The following is a 16884-nucleotide window of genomic DNA, read 5'->3' as shown; positions in this document are numbered from 1 at the left end:
GGCTTCGCTTCCGCTTGTGCTGGTACCAGTGCTTACACCAACTTCACTTGTGGTCTTGTCAGAGGTACTTGCTTGAATGTTGTTACTTGATGCTGTTTCATCTGATTGTTGTTTTGCGATAACAACTCCAGTATTTGCTCCATCACGAACTTCGTTCTTCGCAACATTCATACCATTTTCAAGAATTGCGGTAGCTTGGGCTTTATCGTCATTTACTTCATATTGAGTTCCCTCAACACTCTTCTGAGCTTGACCATAAACCGTTACGTCAGGATGAGCTACTAAGTAAGAACCATAATTGTGATTTCCTGTAGGATTGTTTCCAATAGTATATCCAGCAATGATTAGATTTGGATTATCAAATCCATATTGAACTGCGATGGCATTGACTGTAGTGTCAAACACTGCAGCAATATTAACAAGAGTATCACCGGGTTGAACCACGTAGTCCCGTAATTGAACATTGCCTGACTTCATTCCGCTCTTAGCGAGTTGCATCTTTACTTGTTGTGTAATTTGCTCAATAGAATTTGCCTTCCAGGCAGTTTCCTTATTTTGATCGGTATAATCATCAGTAGTATTTTTTTCACCATTAGCCATCGCTAAACCAGTACCTGCTACTAATGTTCCACTCATTCCAATCAATCCCATTGAAATATTGACTAGCTTACGACCCATTTTGACTAACTTAAACTTTTGCATAATCCCAAAGCTCCTTAATTTTTGACTGAACTATAATGCCCACTTACCGCTAACAACGTAATTGTTTGTGCTGACTTATCAAACGTATATGTAAGTCTATCCGTCCAATTAATTTTTCTCGAATAGATTGCTCCCCCTTTTCTTTTCTGAAATCTCAATTTTTCAGCCTGAAAAAAAGGATTGTCCATTATTTCACTCAGAATGGTTTCTATTTTTTTCCCAGCTGAACCATTCTTTTGAGCTTTCATCTCTTTTTGGGCCTGCTTGCTCCAAATTAATTCCATATTTTTCTCCCTTGTTAACCCTCTACTGCGTTCAAAATATTCGATGCAGATTCGTACACATTGGTACCCGGTAGCGTACGTTGATATAAACGTAAATCTTCAATGGTGACTGCTCCAAGATTTTGTAATGCCTTACCCACTCTGGACTTATCTATATCTCCGTTATCTTTTATAAAATCTTCTGTTTTAGCCTCTGTAACAATTGTTTGTGCTGGTATCCCTAACTCGCTCAAATCAAGATATTCTCCAAAAAATATTTGAGTTTTTTCTCTTTTTCCAATAACCTTCAAAGTATTCGGTATTTCATCGAAATATTCTTCGCCTTCATTCCATATCCAAAGTTTCTTCATACGTCCCCCGTTAAAAGTGACTCGTTGTTAATTTGGTTCCTTTTGGAACAATTATCCTTCCTGCTCCGCCAGGTTTAGTCCACATACTCAAATCAATAAATTTAACACTGGTAAGTAAAGATTCTAACTTCTTATCATCCGCAACCAATCGGCTGAAACTCTGATAGAAATTTTTAAGCATTTGAACATTTTGAAAAACTATTGCTATTTCAACGTTGCTGTTTTTAACGTTATTAAAATTTGAATATTCGAAATTTCCACTTCGAACTTTTTGAAATTCCATTAACAATGATCCAATACGATTAAACGTATCTTGGTGGCTAACTGAATAAAATAGTATCGAACGATCATCATTCGTATTCATTTCCAGTAACGCGGGTAATTTATGCCATAATCGATTGTTCACATATCCAAGTCCACTGACATTCGTGCGACTACTGCGATACCATCCTTCATTAACCAACGTCTGATAAATATCTACGATAGCAAATAATCTCCAATATTCGACATCCCTATACCGTAACAACGAAGCTGGACTCCTATACCTAGACACTGCACTTCTGTCACCATACCGTTTAACATAGTTAAATCCGTCTGTTGTCAATGCAAATGCTGTAATAAGGTTTCTTCCTGCTACCATAACAGTGTATTGCTCGATTAATCCTAGACGTTGCAGTGCGTCCAAATCCTTTTGCCAATTTGCCTTTTTACCAGATTTACTGTCTTTTCCAAATATCATCGGAAACATTTGAACCTGACGTTTAATTTGAATGAACTGTACAAATTCAAACGTAGCTATAAATTTAAGAATTTCAAACCCACTGTCACTCAAAAGTCTATCAACCTCCCTATGTAAGGCAGGCAATTGATTTCTGATAACACGCTCATAGTCGTCAGTTTTTGTGTAAAAGTGCCTATCTGTGATTTTTTCAGAGGCAAGCTTTATATTTACATCTTTTTCAGATGTTGTTTCTGCATAATACTCACTTGGTAAGAAGGGCACGGAACCATCTTCTTTAATAAATGTTTTCAATGACATTCACCTCTCATATATTCACGTATCGACAATACAATACTTACCAACAAACAAAGTATACATCTTCAACAAAGAAAACGCAACTTTTTTAAAAAGATGCGTTTTCTTTTTATATATATAAATTATGAACGCTCAAAGGCAGTTCCATTTACTAGTCCCGTAATTTTAACTCGACCTTTAATTAGTTCTCGATTACCCGATTTTTCTACCCTGTAATCTTCAATATAGCCCCATACCTTAGTAATTCCCTCATCACCTTTAATGAAGGTTGCTTTGGCAACATCCCCATTTCTAGTTTCACGTGAGGTCAAGAAGAATACATCAGGGAAAACTGCTACTAATGGCTCTTGTCTAGAACTTTCGACTTTTGCTACAACAAACTGCTTGCGCATTTTACTTCTCATCCAACGATCTAGTTTTTCTCGCCTTACTTCTAGTTGACGGTCCGGTAATCGACTGGTCTGGTACATTGCCACCAGTCCATTGCGTCCTTGTTGCCAAGGCTTGTCATCAGCAGGAACAAAAGGCTTCATTTTCACGTTCACTATACCGAATGAAACAATGCTTCTTTTTTTCAGAACATCTTCAAGTTGCACAGGACCGTATGTTTGATAGTCTACTAAATATCGAGCATTTACCATGACTTCAAAAGGAATGTTTGTATTGGTTCTTGCAACGACTATTGCTGTTGTAATATCTTCACGATTTTGTAAACTCTTCACAACACCTGAGACCTGGATTGGATTTGCTTCATTCCTTTGTAGCTGACTTTGTATATAGTACCCAATGAGTTCATCAGCTTCTTGCTTTGTCCCAAGCGTAAGTAGTAATTTACCTTCTGAACCATCAGCTTTTGTATACGGTACAGGAACAACATCTGTGACGACTAACGCAACGTTCCCAGTCACAGTTGATAGATCCTTAGGAGCTAATACACCAGCTTGACGTACTAAAACATATATTCCCTGATCCTCAGATTTCGGTCCATTTGTCCGCACAATATAGAATTCCTGGAAACCAGCTACAATTTCGCCATAGAGTACATATTTCGAATACAGAACGTCGTGGCCAACCTGATTTCTTTTGTCTTTTCGATATCCATTTTGTAACTGTCTGCTTCTATTAACAGCTTCCTCAGTATTAATAAAATCGACCAGATCACTATATAAAGTATCGTTCACATTAACATCAGCTTTGACCATTTACCTTCTCCCGTTCTTATCTTCGTGGTCCACGACCTTGTAACTTCTTCTTTGAATTATCTTTTCCCCTACGAACAGTAACATCAAGAACAATCGCACCAATAATTTGGATACTACCTAACATCCAATTCGTTGGAATTCCAAATACCTTACCACTTGGCATAAAAATTATATATGCAGCCCCAATAATGACTAACGCAATTTCTACAAAATATAATCCCTTCTGCGAATTCAATGCCGAACTTTTTAAAACATTCTTTTGTCCCGACCTGGGATTTCTTCTTGCCATTTTTCTATCTCCTTTATTGTTGATCCTGATATACCTTGTCATGTACAATTTCTTCACCAACAATCACATTTCTATAAGTTCCACTCTCATTACCAACATTAAAATTTTTTGTTAACTGATAGTGCCTATCCTTATAATAAATAACGTTTCCATCATTATCAGTGATTGCTGGCCAATAACGCGTTAAGAATAGTACGATTGCACAAATAACGTAAAGAAACACTACCACTACAACAATCCATACAGGAAAACCCGCAGTTATTGCATACATTCCAACAATCGTTAGTACCATAGCTACTCCAGCCATTGCAAATAGTACATACGTTTGTGTCTTAGTAAGAAGGCCCAATGCTACTTTCTGCATTGGGCCTTTATATGGAGGAATTGGTGCATTTAAGTACCGCGTATCCACATCATTACTTGCCAAATTGAACTTATCCCATCTTCTTAACGATCATAACTAGGACCGCTGGAGCAAACGCAGAAAGGAAAATACCTAGCATAATATATGGTGCCCCTGTCAAAGCATCTGAACGTGATTGAGGGTTTCCTAATACACCAGCAGATACCAACTTTACACCCCACCAAGCGATCAATAATACTTCAATAATTCCTGCGAACCCTACTACCAGAGCAATTAACCATTGGAATTTTTGAATAATATCGCCATCAACTGTTCCAGCTTGACCTGTGAACCCAGATTGAAATGAATCAGAACTTGGCGCAGCAAAAGCTGTACTACCTGCAAACATAGCCAAAAGACCAATTTGAAGCTTAGCCAACTTCACCATCACGCTTTCGACATCTTTGTGAGTCGCATGCTTCAAAAAATTAAGATTGAAGATTTGCTTCCACGATAATTCTGACCCAACTTGCGCATAACGAAGGTTGAAAACAAGTTCTTCAACCTTACTCTTAGAAATTTTTGCGTCCATTACATATACCTCTTTCTTTAAAAAAACTGGACTTCACTAAAATATTAACATATTTAGCAATCTATTAATATTCTTTTGTAAACCAATTTATAATCTATATATAATTTTACAAATCAATCGAAATTTACATTGTAACCGAAATTTTTTAGCGTATTTTGAATATCCTCTAAAGTCGTGACTTCCAAAAGTAATGGCTCAGCATCAACATCTAACATCTCTAAGTAATTAGAGATAGTGTGAGCATCCTTTACAAACATTTCCCCTGGCTGCAATATATTCTTTGCAAGTGATTGGAAACTTAATTTGTCTAAGTTATCATTGGCCACTGTAATTTTCTGAGTTCGCATCCCAGGATAATTCATATTTTTTTGTCTCAAGATTATTATTGTTGCATAATCTTGTTGAGTTTCTCGCTCGGTAGTCATTGCTCCCGGTATCTGGTCAACATATATCTGTGCTAGTAATTCTCCATCACGATTTAAGGTAACCGGTGTCTGGTCTTTTAAAATCTCATAGCCCTCTGGAACATATTGTTGCGCTTCAATATGTAATTCAGTTTGGCCACCTTGTTTTTTTCGATAAGCTATCCCTTGTTTTTTAGTGATCACCTTACGATTACGATCCCTGACAATTATTTGTAGTGGCACTCTTTTCTTAAAGAATGGTTTCTTGGGCAAAGATTCCTCAAGTATCTTATTCTTCGATTCATACCCTAGAACATCACGGGAATTTTCAAATGAGTTCTTCTTGACCTCGATTTCCCCGCTTATATCAGATTTAGATGCACCGAAAACAGCTGGCATCCATTTACGTTTTCCAATTCTACTATTCAATATGTCCTCCTACATTGGCTTCAAGCATGTCTGTATTTTCACCTACTCCTGGCACTTGAGTAGTCAAAAATTCACTAGCTACGCGCATCGCATCAAAGACACTTCTAACTTGTCTTTGGCCCACCTCATATTTTTGAGCCAGTTCTTCATTTTGCATAGACAAAATACGAGTCTTTTCTTGTTCTTTCACCAACATACGTTCGTTAACTTGCTCAGAAATCTTTACCTCTTGGAATTTATCCTCCCAAACACTCGCGTCCTCTAATCGATTTTTTAAATGATTTATTTCATCACGAGCTTTGGTATATCTCTCTTTATAGTAGCCGTCTACTTGTCCGTTCATGCGTGTATCTTGTGAGTTTCTGTCAGTTAATTCTAATTTTAGTGATTCATTTTCTGCTTTTGCTCGTTTCAATTCACTTTTAATTGACTCTAGATCATTATTTAATTTCAATATCTTATGATCTTGTTCTTGGGTCGTTGATGGATTAGCAATAATTTGAACGTTCTGACTTTCCTTATACTCATTTTCATCCAACACCGTACTTAGCACTGAATCCTTCAAGTAATAAACGACCCTGGGTATAGCAACAATAGTTCCTTTAGGGGTCAGCAAAACGTCACTTTGCGAAAGCTGATTATTTTTAATTTCTTCATATAACTTAGTTCCCGCCGTATCGCCCGCGAAGGATAAATGCTTAACTCCATTTTTACCTTGTTTACTGATATTTATTAAGTCAATATGAATGTCTGGAACGACTTCTTCTGTATCATCAATCACATCATTTCCATTTGTGGTTAATGGCTGCTCAACATTTTCGTTCAATACTGGCTGGCGTTCTGGGTTTGAATCTACTTTCGCTTCTTCTTCCCTACGAATATCCGTTAAATCATATGTGAATGCTCTAAAAGCAGAATTAGCTGACTCAGTAGCTTTTAGGTTTGGTAGATCTTCTTTAGTTAAGCCATGTTCAGCAAGCGCTCGAATAATTGATTCTGTCAAAGTCACCTCTGAAAAATCAGGTTTTCCATCCTTAATTCCTTTTGCAATGGCTGTAAACTTCTGATTTCCATCAATAAAATTCACTACTGCTGACGCACTAAATTCATTCATTTTTATCTCCTATTTCTCGTACAAAACTAAATATTTACCGTTTTCCAATTTCTTCATGCGATAATTCTTGTATTTTTGCTCTGCTAAAGCGTTTGATACCTTAGCCGTTTGCATGTATTTGATAGCTTCTTGTTCGTTAGCAAATTGCTTTTTAAAATCTATTGTGTTTACACTCCCTGAATTTTCTTTTACAGGTTTTAGATTCATTGGCATTTTAGTCTGATTAATCACATCTTCAATTCCGTGATAATTAATCGACTTAGATGGTGACGACGCATTCGTATGATTTGTTTGTTCCGTCAAGAAATTCAAGACTAAACCTGTGACACAAAGCAGTACGAACACTACCGACACAAATTTAAAAATTATTTGTCCATAATTATGGTGTGTTACAAGATTTCTTCTTGTAGTATCAATTTCCTCCTGCGTAAGATCGAAATTTGCGATTGGACTATCTACAACCAAATACAAGTTTTTAACCTTATTTGACTTATTCACTTTCTTCATATTGACTCTCGCTTATTTTTAAATTTCGATGGTGGATCATATTAAATATTTCTAACAGTTCCAGAATTTCTTCATATCCGGCATAATTTCGAATGTAAGATTTAGCTCGTTGTTTTGATAGTTGAGCTGTCGTCAGTCTCTTTTGATAATCCTTCTGAGCCTCATTTTTTGCTTTCATGACATCTTTTTTAAAATGCAATTAACAACCTTTCTACAATCTTTTAATAACCATATTAAATTAATTATAGCGTTATTTATCTCTATAGCAATAAAAAAAACTTCGAAAATTAAGTCGAAGTTTTTTTTATTATTAATTTAGAGTATCTTCCGCTTTTAATTGTGCTAAATAATTATCAATTGACACGCTTAGATAGCCAACAATATTGGACTTTTCTTCTGTCGTGCCTTCTCTATATGTGGCTATCCTCTTTAGATGCCGTTCAACTAATGAGGTACCTTTCATCTTAGCCAGCTCATCATATTGTTTGTACACATAAGCTGCCAGGCTTGCCAAAATTTTAGGGTTTGAAGCATCGGATTCTGATAAAATATTCAATCTTTTTAACGTTGTAGTATAGCTTGAAAACATTGCCTTACCAACTAAACTTTCTTGCTCTGCTCTAGGCATTCTAGATATTCCTTGGCTCATTTCTTCGTAGGACTTATAAGGTGCATCAATTGTACTCAACCACCCCTTTGTAGAGAGTAACTCATCCAAATAGTCTTTCTTATACGAAATTGAATACTTATATCCGGAAGTTTTACGACCATCTTTTAGTGTCTCAAATTCAACATTGATATGTGTTTTCTCGGTAATTTGTTCGGCCGATTTTTTAACCACGTCTCTAGTGTAAATACTAGCTTGTGGATAGAGCTTTTTCTTTTTTCTTGTAACTTTTCCATCATCATCTATGCCGACATAATTCCTATGGTCCTCATAAGTAAAAGTAGGATGAATCATTAAATCTAACTGATGGTCAGTTTGACGTATTTTACCTTGACCAGTCTTATAATACCAATACTGGCGGATTAAAGAGTCAAATAACTCATACAACCTAATAGTTGGAATCGCCTTTAATTCTATTTCACCATAAATTGAATATTGCATAAATGGAATGTTTCTAGTAGCTAAGCTGGTTACATGTTCCTTTAAATCCTGATTATATCTGACGATTATGCTATCTCGCGAAGGTTTTATGTCTATATTAGAATATAGCGACCAGATTTTATCATCAAGAAAGAACACAGATTCAGTAACCGCCATTTTCAGATCCGATGCTAAAATTTTAAAACGATCTTTCGTGTTTTCAAGCTTGTAATACTTATAAAGTTCATTTTTAGAAATTTCAACTTCTAGAGGAGCATTTTCATCAAATTTACCTTCATCATACTGATTATTAAGTACATTCAGTCCTAACCCAAACAATTTCAATGCCCTCGGAGAACTTGTGACAACATTAGCCGACATCAATTCCCGTGATACTGACGCAGTATTTTTGATGTACTCCTCATTTTGTCCAAGTACACTATTATATGTGTGCTCCTTTGCATATGCATGGTCTGTATTTATTTCTTCAGGAACAAAAAAACCTTCCTCATCCTTCTGTTCAGCTTTAGAATCTACTACACCGTCTGGCTCTTCAAGACCAAGTCCCTGCAATATTTCAAGAGCACTCATATTTGTTTCATTCTTATCCATACCAACACCAATTCTGCATCTTTCCCTAATCGCACTCATAAAACGCAATTCAAGTTATATTAAACAACCTTTTTAAAATTTTTTTTATATCAACGGAACATCATCTATAAATCACTACATTTCTCATATATTAAATAAAGATCGATAAAATCATTTCTTACAGTCAATTTTGGCATAAATTATGAGAACATCAATAGGCATAATCATAATCAGTCGAAAAAATTACTTCATTTAGCCCTATTTCTTATCATATATCCAAAATTGATAGAATCAGCAAACCTCCCATTTGCCTATATATCAGCAAAAGAAGGTAAACGCAGCAATAATCCCTATTTCTTATCATAATTCCTAATATCCTCTTCCGATTAAGGTATTTTATGATGTTATTACCTTTAATCATGAATTATGATATTTGTATATGATCAATTTTAGGGGTTTGTGCTGTAAAATGGTGTTTTTTTAGAATTTATGATAAATAATAGGGATAAATTCTCCATTTATGATAGCGGACCCTGTTTTATATCATAAATGAAATTACTCATACCTATTATTTCTCATGCCATTTCCCTATTCCTATCATAAATAACCCCTTTTTTAATCATCTCACCCCCCGTTATAGATCATAATAGGCCCTTATTTATATCATAAACAACCTCGGCGAACGCCGACATTAAGGGAAATACCTTATGGTCAATTTATCAATTTTTCTATTCTTTAATTCTAAATATATGTATATCAATAAGCTCCTCCAAACAAGTACCCTAAAATCACTCATAAATACTCTCTATGATACAAATTAGGGAAAAAGAACCAGAGTTTTTAAAACCCTGGTTCTTTCTTAATCAATATTCAAATATGCCTTAAACAATTTAGTAGTGATTTCACTAAGACTACCCTCACCCTTATTATTTAGATAGCCAAGTTCTTTTGCCTTATCAATCATAGCTTGTTTAAGAGAAGGCGCCATTGTCATTGATACAGTAACAGTTTTCTCTTTCGCATCTACAGCTTTAGGTAATTCAAATTTTGGCTGATTGCTATCGTAAGTAGCCGTTTGCTGCGTAGTAGTGATTGTTTGGTCACTATTTTGTGCACTGTTATCGGATTCAATTCCTTGTAGTGGGTTACCATCAAAAAATTTCTTTTTTTCTTGTAAAGCCATGTTCTTACTCCTCCACCTTACTTACAATGTTTGAAAAAACTCTTTCAAATTCTGCCATCGCAGTATTAGGTAAATCATCCATTTCAAAAACTGATTTTCCTAATAAAATGCTCTGGTTCATTGGCTCACGTTCGTGCATTAGATCTATAACATCAGGAATTTCCTTTAAACTTTCATCGAATTCATGACTACTAGTCGTATTTGTTTTAGCTCTATTGCCCAAGTACAAGAGTTGAGCGTCAACATAGCTCTCTCCTGTTTTAACATCAACTAATTGTTTTTTGAACTCGTTAAACCTCTCAGTATAATCAACAATAGCATTATTAAAATCAAAACGCCCAGGTCCAAGAGGTTGAATTAAATAATCAGATATTACTGCTGCATTTTTTTCCATTGTTAGGAATTGTGGATGAGTATCGATTAAGACGTAATCAAATTCCCCAACAATGTCCATATTGTTGCTTATCCATTCGTATAGGATAAAGTACTGATTTGGCCTGTTCGAAGTAATGATATCCACTCGTTCTAGATCTTTACTTGCTGGAATTATTGATAGTTTGTCAGTAATTTTTCTGATTTTAACCGGTCCGTCATGAGGGTCAAAGATTGAATACATTGTACCGTCAATTGACTTATCAAATTTCCCATAAATACTAGAAAGCGAACCTTGGTAGTCACCGTCCATTAGTAAAACAGACTTTCCTATTTTATTTAAAAAACCTGCTGTATTAAAAGTAATTGTAGTTTTACCTACTCCCCCTTTTGCGGCACCGATAGTAATTACTTGTGTGCTCATTTGCATCTCCCGTTCTAATGATTGAAACGAACTTGAATAATATCCGTACTTTGATAATGTGTGTGGCATTATCCAGTATAATGTATCGACATTATCTAAGTATTGTTTGGACAATGTATATTTTAATTCTAAAGCATTGTTCAGAACAATGTTGCCATAATGTTAAGTATAATTCCTTTACAAGATGGTTGGTATTATCCTTACAACATCTTGATATTATTTTAAACAATATTAGAAACAACATCTCTAAATTGTCTAAACATTAGTAATGAAATGTTATAACAATATCTCGAGCATTGTTTCAACAATGTACAAACAATATTATAAGAAATGTTATGGATAATATCAAGATAATGTTTCGACATTTTTAAAACAATATAGCGAATAATGTTATAGCAATAGTACGTTTTACTTATTCTAAAAGGCGATACGTAAGCATTTTTCTGTACCAATCAGACATATTTTTTAAATTACATAGGTAATACATTAAACAATGTTGTCTATAATGTTGTGGCAATGGAGGTGCATTATAATAAACATTGTGCGCGATAACATACATCTAATGCTGAGACAGTGTAGTAATAATACTAAGGATAATAGTGGTGCAATATGGAACATAAATTTATAAAAACGAAAAAAGATGATAGTGAACTCACTATCATCTTTTTTAATTTGCATATCCCGTTGCGTAATTTATTTGGTAACCGGGTTGTACGTTAGGAATTAATACATTGAAGTTTACTGTCCCATCCGATGAACTAGCTTCTAGATGGTTAGCTACTGGCAATAGATCATCTTTTGTTTGATAAATTGGAGATACGGAATAAATAATAAATTTGCCTTCTGTTTCAGCTGCTCGTACTATTCCTTCATAATAATTTTGACCGGTATTATGATTATCATTTTCTGATGCTTGATTGGACCAGGCAGTTTGAGTCGTAATATTGTTCTTATTTGATTCCGACGCGTCGACACCACTAATATTGCCAATGATAGCATAACCTAGAGCATGTCCTCGATTATACAAATAATTGTATGGACCACCGATTTTCATTTGATGAAATCCTACTGGTTTGAAATCACTTCTTCCATTACCAGTTTCCTCACGTTTATTCGGCTGATAACTAGATTTATCAACCTGCGCTACAGATTTTGTATTCTGGCCCGTATTTGTTTGTTGCCCAAAGGATACATAGGTTCCAGCATTTTTGTCGGTCTTGAGATTAGACTTGTTGTTGTTAATCTCAAAAGCACCGAACCCGTTCCACTTTATAGTTTCAGAATCAACATGGTCTTCACTATATACTTGGCTCAACATATTGCCACTTAGAATGCTTTCAGCAAGTTTTTTGGTCGGAGGGTTGCCTATAGTCTGATGGGTAATCCTTCTTGTCTCATTTTTTTGAGAAGTAGAAGAACTGGTGATAGTTTCATTAATTTGTGATTTGGGCTTAGCAATTGATGTTCTGCCAGGATTAACCCAAAGTGGTGAGGAAAAGAATTGGACAATAATTAAGCCGGCAAATACAAGAATAACAATTAATTGTCGAACTGTTGGCTTTACTGATAATAACTTATTTTTCATCGCTGCTAATTAAATGTATAACCATAATTAAACCATTTAATAACCTTTCGTAAATTCTAAACTGTTATAATTATATCAGCACGTGGACGGATATTGATTATTTACACAATAATGTTTCGATAATATTGGAACAATGTAAGAGACATTGTTGGGATAATGTCCTAGTAATGTGGTAACTAATGTTAAACGTGATTATGTCGAAGGGAGTATGACAATGAATATAAAGTTGTTTTCATTATTACTTTTGAAAGCTACCAACGGTTACTTAAATTTTGATAATGACAATGGGAAGGGGACAGCTACTCAAAATATGCCAGTGATGAAATTGTTAAAAAATGGCATAGAATTTGGAAATATTAGTTTTTGGGTCTGGTTTGTAATATATTTTGTCATTATTTTGCTCTTTATTCTTTCAGCCGTTGCTCGAGATCCTGTTGATCAAGATGATACTCACAACGGAAGATTAGGTGTTGTGAAGGTATTAATCACTGGTTTGTATTTTGTTGTGATTGGTATGACTGTATTTTTGGTCTTAGTGTTCGGTGTCTGGAACTTAGGATTTACGTCAATAGCTAGTTTGTTAGCGATAGTGGTTATGATAATAACATTCCTATATAGAACTCCTTTGATTATGATAGATAACCTGATTAATTTCTTTGTGGGGTCGTTATACAGAGATCCAAGGCTAACGCAAGATGGTGAAAGGGAGTACAGAACGCTGCCAACAATGGTGACCATAGCAATGATTTTTACATTCGCAGTGGTCGTATTTCATATTATTATGTTCATTCATAAAATTTTATAGAGAGATAGTAGTAAAGAAACAAAGGACCTATTATGGATAAATTACGAAGTGATAAATTCGAGAAAGAAAGCTTTCCAATAAAATACCTGGTGTCAGGAAGAAAAATAATAAAAAAATGGATTCTATCTTTAGGCGGTGAACAATACGACTTAGAAATAGCATTTGATAAACTTTCTGATATTGCTGTGAGACTAAGGCAAGGGATAATAATTAGTTTTTGGGGCACTTTTGTCCTGGGATTGATCGGTTTTACATTTAGAACGGCAGTATTCTTACCAATAATATTTGCGGTAGCGATCATTGCCGTTTGTATGGTTTACATTGTAGACCAGTATTTATTTGGTTTTGTGAGTTACATAAATGTGTCTTATCTCAATACATGGTTCGAGGGTAACGACGATGATACAGCCTTAGAAAAAAGAAAGCAGCTGAAATATGGACTGTTAGAAAGAATGCTAACCACACTAAAATGGGGAGTGGCTTTGCTAATTGAGTTACCAATTGTCTTTTGGCTAATTCCAATATTGAATTACATGACCATTCATCACGTTTCCTGGATATCTCAGGGAACTGTCAATATGTTGACTGGTTGGCCGATATTCAATCATTTGGTTCTTATGTCAGCTGCCTATGCGATTGCTGCGCAACTCTATGCTCGCTGGATGGGTAAAATGATTCGTTACGATCAATACCAAGACGAAATGCTGAAAGAGTACGAATTTTATGATGAGGATTTACAAAAGTTATATCTTCCAAAGTATGACAAAAATCAAGGTAATATGATACTAGGACGTAGCGTCAAAACGAAAGAGGAGGTTGTGGTTCCTGTTCACGATACTAAGTTAAACAAGTTGATCGAAGGAGTTGTAGGAACTGGTAAAACCTCCGTTGTTTTTTTAAGAGACGCACAACAAATAATTCAGAAATACATTTATTTTATTAGGGCATATCATGAATTAAAAGAAAAAAATTTGCTTATATCTCAAAAGGGTGGGGCGAATTATGTTGGTGGATTTGTCTCAATAGATCCAGCTGATTTTGCAGAAAAAGCACATAGCATGGCCTTGGCAATGGGGCTTCCTGAAAAAGTGATCAATCATATTAAGCCATACGATGAAAACACAAGGAGCTTAATGATAATGCATGGCCCAGTTATAAAGGTTCAAGGATTATTACTTGAAGTTTTAACTCCGGAAAAGGGTGGCAATGATTTCTTTGTTCAGTCTGAACGTGACTATTTAAGATTGAGAGTCTATCTTCAAAAATATGTAACGTTACTTGAACAAGCACACGAAAACAAAGAAGCTAAGAGTCATAATAGAGAGCGAAAGGTAATCAATCCGTCGTTAGAAAAAGTATTTTTATATGTAACTGATCCAGAAAGTACATTTGAAGACTTAAAAAAATATAGGGGTGAGTTACTTGCTGGGTATGAAACACTAGAGGGTAAAATCATTAGTGAGATGAGTGCCTTAGATATAGACAGTACTGATTATGATTACGAGACCGAAATGAAAGCCCTGGAGACAAAATTTCGAGAAGTTGAAATGCAACACAATATTGCTAATGGAGTATTTAAAGTTCTTGCAAGTACCTTTTTTGAATCGGATAAAGGTATGTTGGTAGATACACAACAACAATATGTTAAGAACCTTTACAATCGTTTTTCTGAGCTTCATACAAACCCATCGGTATATAGATTGTTGTTTACTGAAAATGACCCCATTAATCCGGAAGATATATTTAAGTACGGTGGCATTAATCTATATGAAACAGGAGCTCAATCTCAAGAGAATACAACTTTGGTATCATCTACAATTGCTAGATTAGAATTCATTATCCATAACAACGCAGTTTTGAATAGATCAGCAAATGGGGAAGTTGTGATTCCTTCAATAATGGATGAGGTCGCAGGGTATATTTATGAAGGGTTCCCACAAGTTTTAGCTGAAGCTCGAAAATACAATTCTCCGTATACTATGGCTGTTCAAGCAGGTTCTGCACAACTTTCAAGACAATTTGGAGCACAATTTTATGAAACACTAATAAGTAATGCTCGAACAATTGGTGTGTTTGGTGGTGGTAGCATACAGGATGCTGAAGTGATGTCGAAAATTATGGGGACTTATAAACATTTTGAGCTGGGTATGCGTAATACCTTTAAACCAGTTGAAAGTCAGGTAATGACACCAGAAGAGATTAAAGGGCTAGAAGAATTCACAATTGCATATGCGTACATGCAAGATAATAAACAGAAGATGGATGTAGTATCAAACCCAAGACCAGACAACGAACTCAGAAACATTTGGGCTGAAATTGAAAATCTGCCTGAGAGTGAGAAGTTTGATAGTTCAGAGGGGTCAAATGATATGAAAGCTCTTGAAGAGATCTGGAATGACGCAGCTAATAGTAGAATTGAACATGAATATTCCAAAATTGAACTTGAATTAATTGATGTTATTTCTGGCCTCGATGAAGATATTGTGGCTGATAAGGTTGCTGCAGCTGCAACAGAAATTGAGAATGCTAAACCTCAAGAGGCGAATGTAAAGATGACGCCCGAAGAGTATAAGGCACAATACGAGAAGGACCTTAACGCATTTGATATTAACAATTACGAAGCACAGCTGCAGTTTGGTTATTCAAGACAAAACAATCAGTCGGATCTAAATGGTGACGTTGTAGCTCTCATTAAAGAATTTGAGACAAAAGGGGAGGAGGAATATCTGGTAACTGATAAGACTGATGCTAAGGGAAATGCAGAGCAAGTAGAGTCTGGTATTATCTAATAATTGGTCCGTTTGGCCTTAACTAAAACATAAATATCTATTTAAAATGAATTTCAGGATTTTAATAGTATTAAATGGAAAAATCCCAGCATAATAGGCTTTGCGGTGTTTCCTCTTACAACTTGTAAATAGATTAAGACAATAGAGTTCAAAAAAAATTCATTTTATTAGAAGTTTATCTCTGATATAATAAAACCATTAAATTAAGTTTATCAGAGGTTATAAAATGACAACCAAACAAGATGCCAATGAAGAACAAGTAGTTCTACAGGTCAGAATTTTTGAAGATATTAAAAATAAGGCTAACAGCATTTTAGCTAAGGACGGAATGCAGGTACAAGATCTACTACGATTTGTTGTATTACAAATGATAAAAAATGGTAAGTCGCCAATGCACTTAGATTTCTTTAATGCTGATAGTAAACAGGATCAGTTTGATAATGTCCCTAGTAATGGTCCACAAAACACACCGGAGGCTCATGGCGAACGTACTCCTATCCAGGTGCGTTTTACTCGTGAACAGAAGGACAGAGCCAACAAGATTTTGGAAGAAGAAGGGTTCACCATTCAGGCACTTATGACTTTTGCAATTTATCGAACTATTGCGAATGGACGTTCGCCTTTCCAAATGACATTTTAATAATCAAAGATACTGATGTGCAAACATTGGTATCTTTTTTTTGCTCTTGTAATCATACAATTCGTTTCAAAAGATTATCAAAAGGTTGTTTAAAGGTTATAAAGTTCTGTTATTATTGTAAATATAGATAAATAACGCTATCAACAGAAAAGAAGA

The 16884-nt window shown here is 35.2% G+C and carries 19 protein-coding genes; 3 read left to right on the top strand and 16 right to left on the bottom strand.

Annotated features, from left to right (window positions below):
* From ESZ50_RS02655 to ESZ50_RS02580, 16 genes are all read right to left on the bottom strand, one after another.
* Nucleotides 1–702, bottom strand: a 702-nt coding sequence (locus ESZ50_RS02655) for a LysM peptidoglycan-binding domain-containing protein (RefSeq protein WP_148622061.1), incomplete at its 3' end; no start/stop codon positions are given.
* A gap of 14 nt (nucleotides 703–716) precedes the next feature.
* Entirely contained in the window at nucleotides 717–986 is a 270-nt protein-coding gene (locus ESZ50_RS02650; protein WP_148622060.1) for a type II toxin-antitoxin system RelE/ParE family toxin, read from the bottom strand.
* Nucleotides 987–1000: 14 nt separating this feature from the next.
* A complete protein-coding gene (locus ESZ50_RS02645) occupies nucleotides 1001–1336 on the bottom strand; it encodes a hypothetical protein (protein ID WP_148622059.1) in 336 nt (111 codons plus the stop codon).
* Between the two features lie 10 nt (nucleotides 1337–1346).
* Nucleotides 1347–2375, bottom strand: a complete 1029-nt coding sequence (locus tag ESZ50_RS02640) for a hypothetical protein (protein WP_148622058.1) — start codon at nucleotides 2373–2375, stop codon at nucleotides 1347–1349.
* A 119-nt stretch (nucleotides 2376–2494) separates the two neighbouring features.
* Nucleotides 2495–3574 (bottom strand): hypothetical protein, encoded by a 1080-nt coding sequence (locus tag ESZ50_RS02635; protein ID WP_148622057.1) that lies wholly within the window; start codon nucleotides 3572–3574, stop codon nucleotides 2495–2497.
* Between the two features lie 16 nt (nucleotides 3575–3590).
* A complete protein-coding gene (locus ESZ50_RS02630) occupies nucleotides 3591–3863 on the bottom strand; it encodes a hypothetical protein (RefSeq protein ID WP_148622056.1) in 273 nt (90 codons plus the stop codon).
* A 13-nt stretch (nucleotides 3864–3876) separates the two neighbouring features.
* Nucleotides 3877–4227 (bottom strand): hypothetical protein, encoded by a 351-nt coding sequence (locus ESZ50_RS02625; protein WP_148622055.1) that lies wholly within the window; start codon nucleotides 4225–4227, stop codon nucleotides 3877–3879.
* Between the two features lie 70 nt (nucleotides 4228–4297).
* Nucleotides 4298–4798 (bottom strand): hypothetical protein, encoded by a 501-nt coding sequence (locus ESZ50_RS02620; protein ID WP_148622054.1) that lies wholly within the window; start codon nucleotides 4796–4798, stop codon nucleotides 4298–4300.
* Nucleotides 4799–4911: 113 nt separating this feature from the next.
* A complete protein-coding gene (locus tag ESZ50_RS02615) occupies nucleotides 4912–5631 on the bottom strand; it encodes a hypothetical protein (RefSeq protein WP_148622053.1) in 720 nt (239 codons plus the stop codon).
* Entirely contained in the window at nucleotides 5624–6745 is a 1122-nt protein-coding gene (locus ESZ50_RS02610) for a hypothetical protein (protein ID WP_148622052.1), read from the bottom strand. Before ESZ50_RS02610 ends, ESZ50_RS02615 begins: the two co-directional genes overlap by 8 nt.
* A gap of 9 nt (nucleotides 6746–6754) precedes the next feature.
* Complete coding sequence (locus ESZ50_RS02605) at nucleotides 6755–7252, bottom strand: hypothetical protein (RefSeq protein WP_148622051.1); 498 nt, start codon at nucleotides 7250–7252, stop codon at nucleotides 6755–6757.
* On the bottom strand, nucleotides 7236–7430 hold the full coding sequence (locus ESZ50_RS02600) for a hypothetical protein (protein WP_148622050.1): 195 nt from the start codon (nucleotides 7428–7430) through the stop codon (nucleotides 7236–7238). Before ESZ50_RS02600 ends, ESZ50_RS02605 begins: the two co-directional genes overlap by 17 nt.
* Before the next feature lie 132 nt (nucleotides 7431–7562).
* Complete coding sequence (locus ESZ50_RS02595) at nucleotides 7563–8951, bottom strand: replication initiation protein (protein ID WP_187387529.1); 1389 nt, start codon at nucleotides 8949–8951, stop codon at nucleotides 7563–7565.
* 838 nt (nucleotides 8952–9789) lie between these two features.
* Nucleotides 9790–10113, bottom strand: a complete 324-nt coding sequence (locus tag ESZ50_RS02590; protein ID WP_148622048.1) for a hypothetical protein — start codon at nucleotides 10111–10113, stop codon at nucleotides 9790–9792.
* Between the two features lie 4 nt (nucleotides 10114–10117).
* Nucleotides 10118–10909, bottom strand: coding sequence for a ParA family protein (locus ESZ50_RS02585; RefSeq protein WP_187387528.1), 792 nt, complete (start codon nucleotides 10907–10909; stop codon nucleotides 10118–10120).
* A gap of 667 nt (nucleotides 10910–11576) precedes the next feature.
* Nucleotides 11577–12494, bottom strand: a complete 918-nt coding sequence (locus tag ESZ50_RS02580) for a DNA/RNA non-specific endonuclease (RefSeq protein ID WP_148622046.1) — start codon at nucleotides 12492–12494, stop codon at nucleotides 11577–11579.
* 214 nt (nucleotides 12495–12708) lie between these two features.
* Between ESZ50_RS02580 and ESZ50_RS02575 the strand changes: the two genes are divergently transcribed.
* The 3 genes from ESZ50_RS02575 (at nucleotide 12709) to ESZ50_RS02565 (ending at nucleotide 16728) form a co-directional block, all read left to right on the top strand.
* Nucleotides 12709–13299, top strand: a complete 591-nt coding sequence (locus ESZ50_RS02575; protein WP_148622045.1) for a hypothetical protein — start codon at nucleotides 12709–12711, stop codon at nucleotides 13297–13299.
* 32 nt (nucleotides 13300–13331) lie between these two features.
* Nucleotides 13332–16088 (top strand): TraM recognition domain-containing protein, encoded by a 2757-nt coding sequence (locus ESZ50_RS02570; protein ID WP_148622044.1) that lies wholly within the window; start codon nucleotides 13332–13334, stop codon nucleotides 16086–16088.
* 226 nt (nucleotides 16089–16314) lie between these two features.
* Nucleotides 16315–16728, top strand: coding sequence for a type II toxin-antitoxin system RelB/DinJ family antitoxin (locus ESZ50_RS02565; protein ID WP_148622043.1), 414 nt, complete (start codon nucleotides 16315–16317; stop codon nucleotides 16726–16728).
* The last annotated feature ends 156 nt before the right edge of the window (nucleotides 16729–16884 follow it).

It is taken from the genome of Weissella muntiaci (assembly GCF_008107635.1).
Classification (GTDB): Bacteria; Bacillota; Bacilli; order Lactobacillales; family Lactobacillaceae; genus Weissella; species Weissella muntiaci.
This window is presented reverse-complemented; position numbering and strand designations above follow the sequence as displayed.

Coding starts and splice junctions, on each gene's coding strand:
- ESZ50_RS02590 (WP_148622048.1), bottom strand. CDS start 10,113: ATGGCTTTACAAGAAAAAAAGAAATTTTTTGATGGTAACCCACTACAA.
- ESZ50_RS02645 (WP_148622059.1), bottom strand. CDS start 1,336: ATGAAGAAACTTTGGATATGGAATGAAGGCGAAGAATATTTCGATGAA.
- ESZ50_RS02580 (WP_148622046.1), bottom strand. CDS start 12,494: ATGAAAAATAAGTTATTATCAGTAAAGCCAACAGTTCGACAATTAATT.
- ESZ50_RS02575 (WP_148622045.1), top strand. CDS start 12,709: ATGAATATAAAGTTGTTTTCATTATTACTTTTGAAAGCTACCAACGGT.
- ESZ50_RS02605 (WP_148622051.1), bottom strand. CDS start 7,252: ATGAAGAAAGTGAATAAGTCAAATAAGGTTAAAAACTTGTATTTGGTT.
- ESZ50_RS02650 (WP_148622060.1), bottom strand. CDS start 986: ATGGAATTAATTTGGAGCAAGCAGGCCCAAAAAGAGATGAAAGCTCAA.
- ESZ50_RS02565 (WP_148622043.1), top strand. CDS start 16,315: ATGACAACCAAACAAGATGCCAATGAAGAACAAGTAGTTCTACAGGTC.
- ESZ50_RS02595 (WP_187387529.1), bottom strand. CDS start 8,951: ATGGATAAGAATGAAACAAATATGAGTGCTCTTGAAATATTGCAGGGA.
- ESZ50_RS02625 (WP_148622055.1), bottom strand. CDS start 4,227: ATGCAGAAAGTAGCATTGGGCCTTCTTACTAAGACACAAACGTATGTA.
- ESZ50_RS02640 (WP_148622058.1), bottom strand. CDS start 2,375: ATGTCATTGAAAACATTTATTAAAGAAGATGGTTCCGTGCCCTTCTTA.
- ESZ50_RS02620 (WP_148622054.1), bottom strand. CDS start 4,798: ATGGACGCAAAAATTTCTAAGAGTAAGGTTGAAGAACTTGTTTTCAAC.
- ESZ50_RS02635 (WP_148622057.1), bottom strand. CDS start 3,574: ATGGTCAAAGCTGATGTTAATGTGAACGATACTTTATATAGTGATCTG.
- ESZ50_RS02570 (WP_148622044.1), top strand. CDS start 13,332: ATGGATAAATTACGAAGTGATAAATTCGAGAAAGAAAGCTTTCCAATA.
- ESZ50_RS02610 (WP_148622052.1), bottom strand. CDS start 6,745: ATGAATGAATTTAGTGCGTCAGCAGTAGTGAATTTTATTGATGGAAAT.
- ESZ50_RS02630 (WP_148622056.1), bottom strand. CDS start 3,863: ATGGCAAGAAGAAATCCCAGGTCGGGACAAAAGAATGTTTTAAAAAGT.
- ESZ50_RS02585 (WP_187387528.1), bottom strand. CDS start 10,909: ATGAGCACACAAGTAATTACTATCGGTGCCGCAAAAGGGGGAGTAGGT.
- ESZ50_RS02600 (WP_148622050.1), bottom strand. CDS start 7,430: ATGAAAGCAAAAAATGAGGCTCAGAAGGATTATCAAAAGAGACTGACG.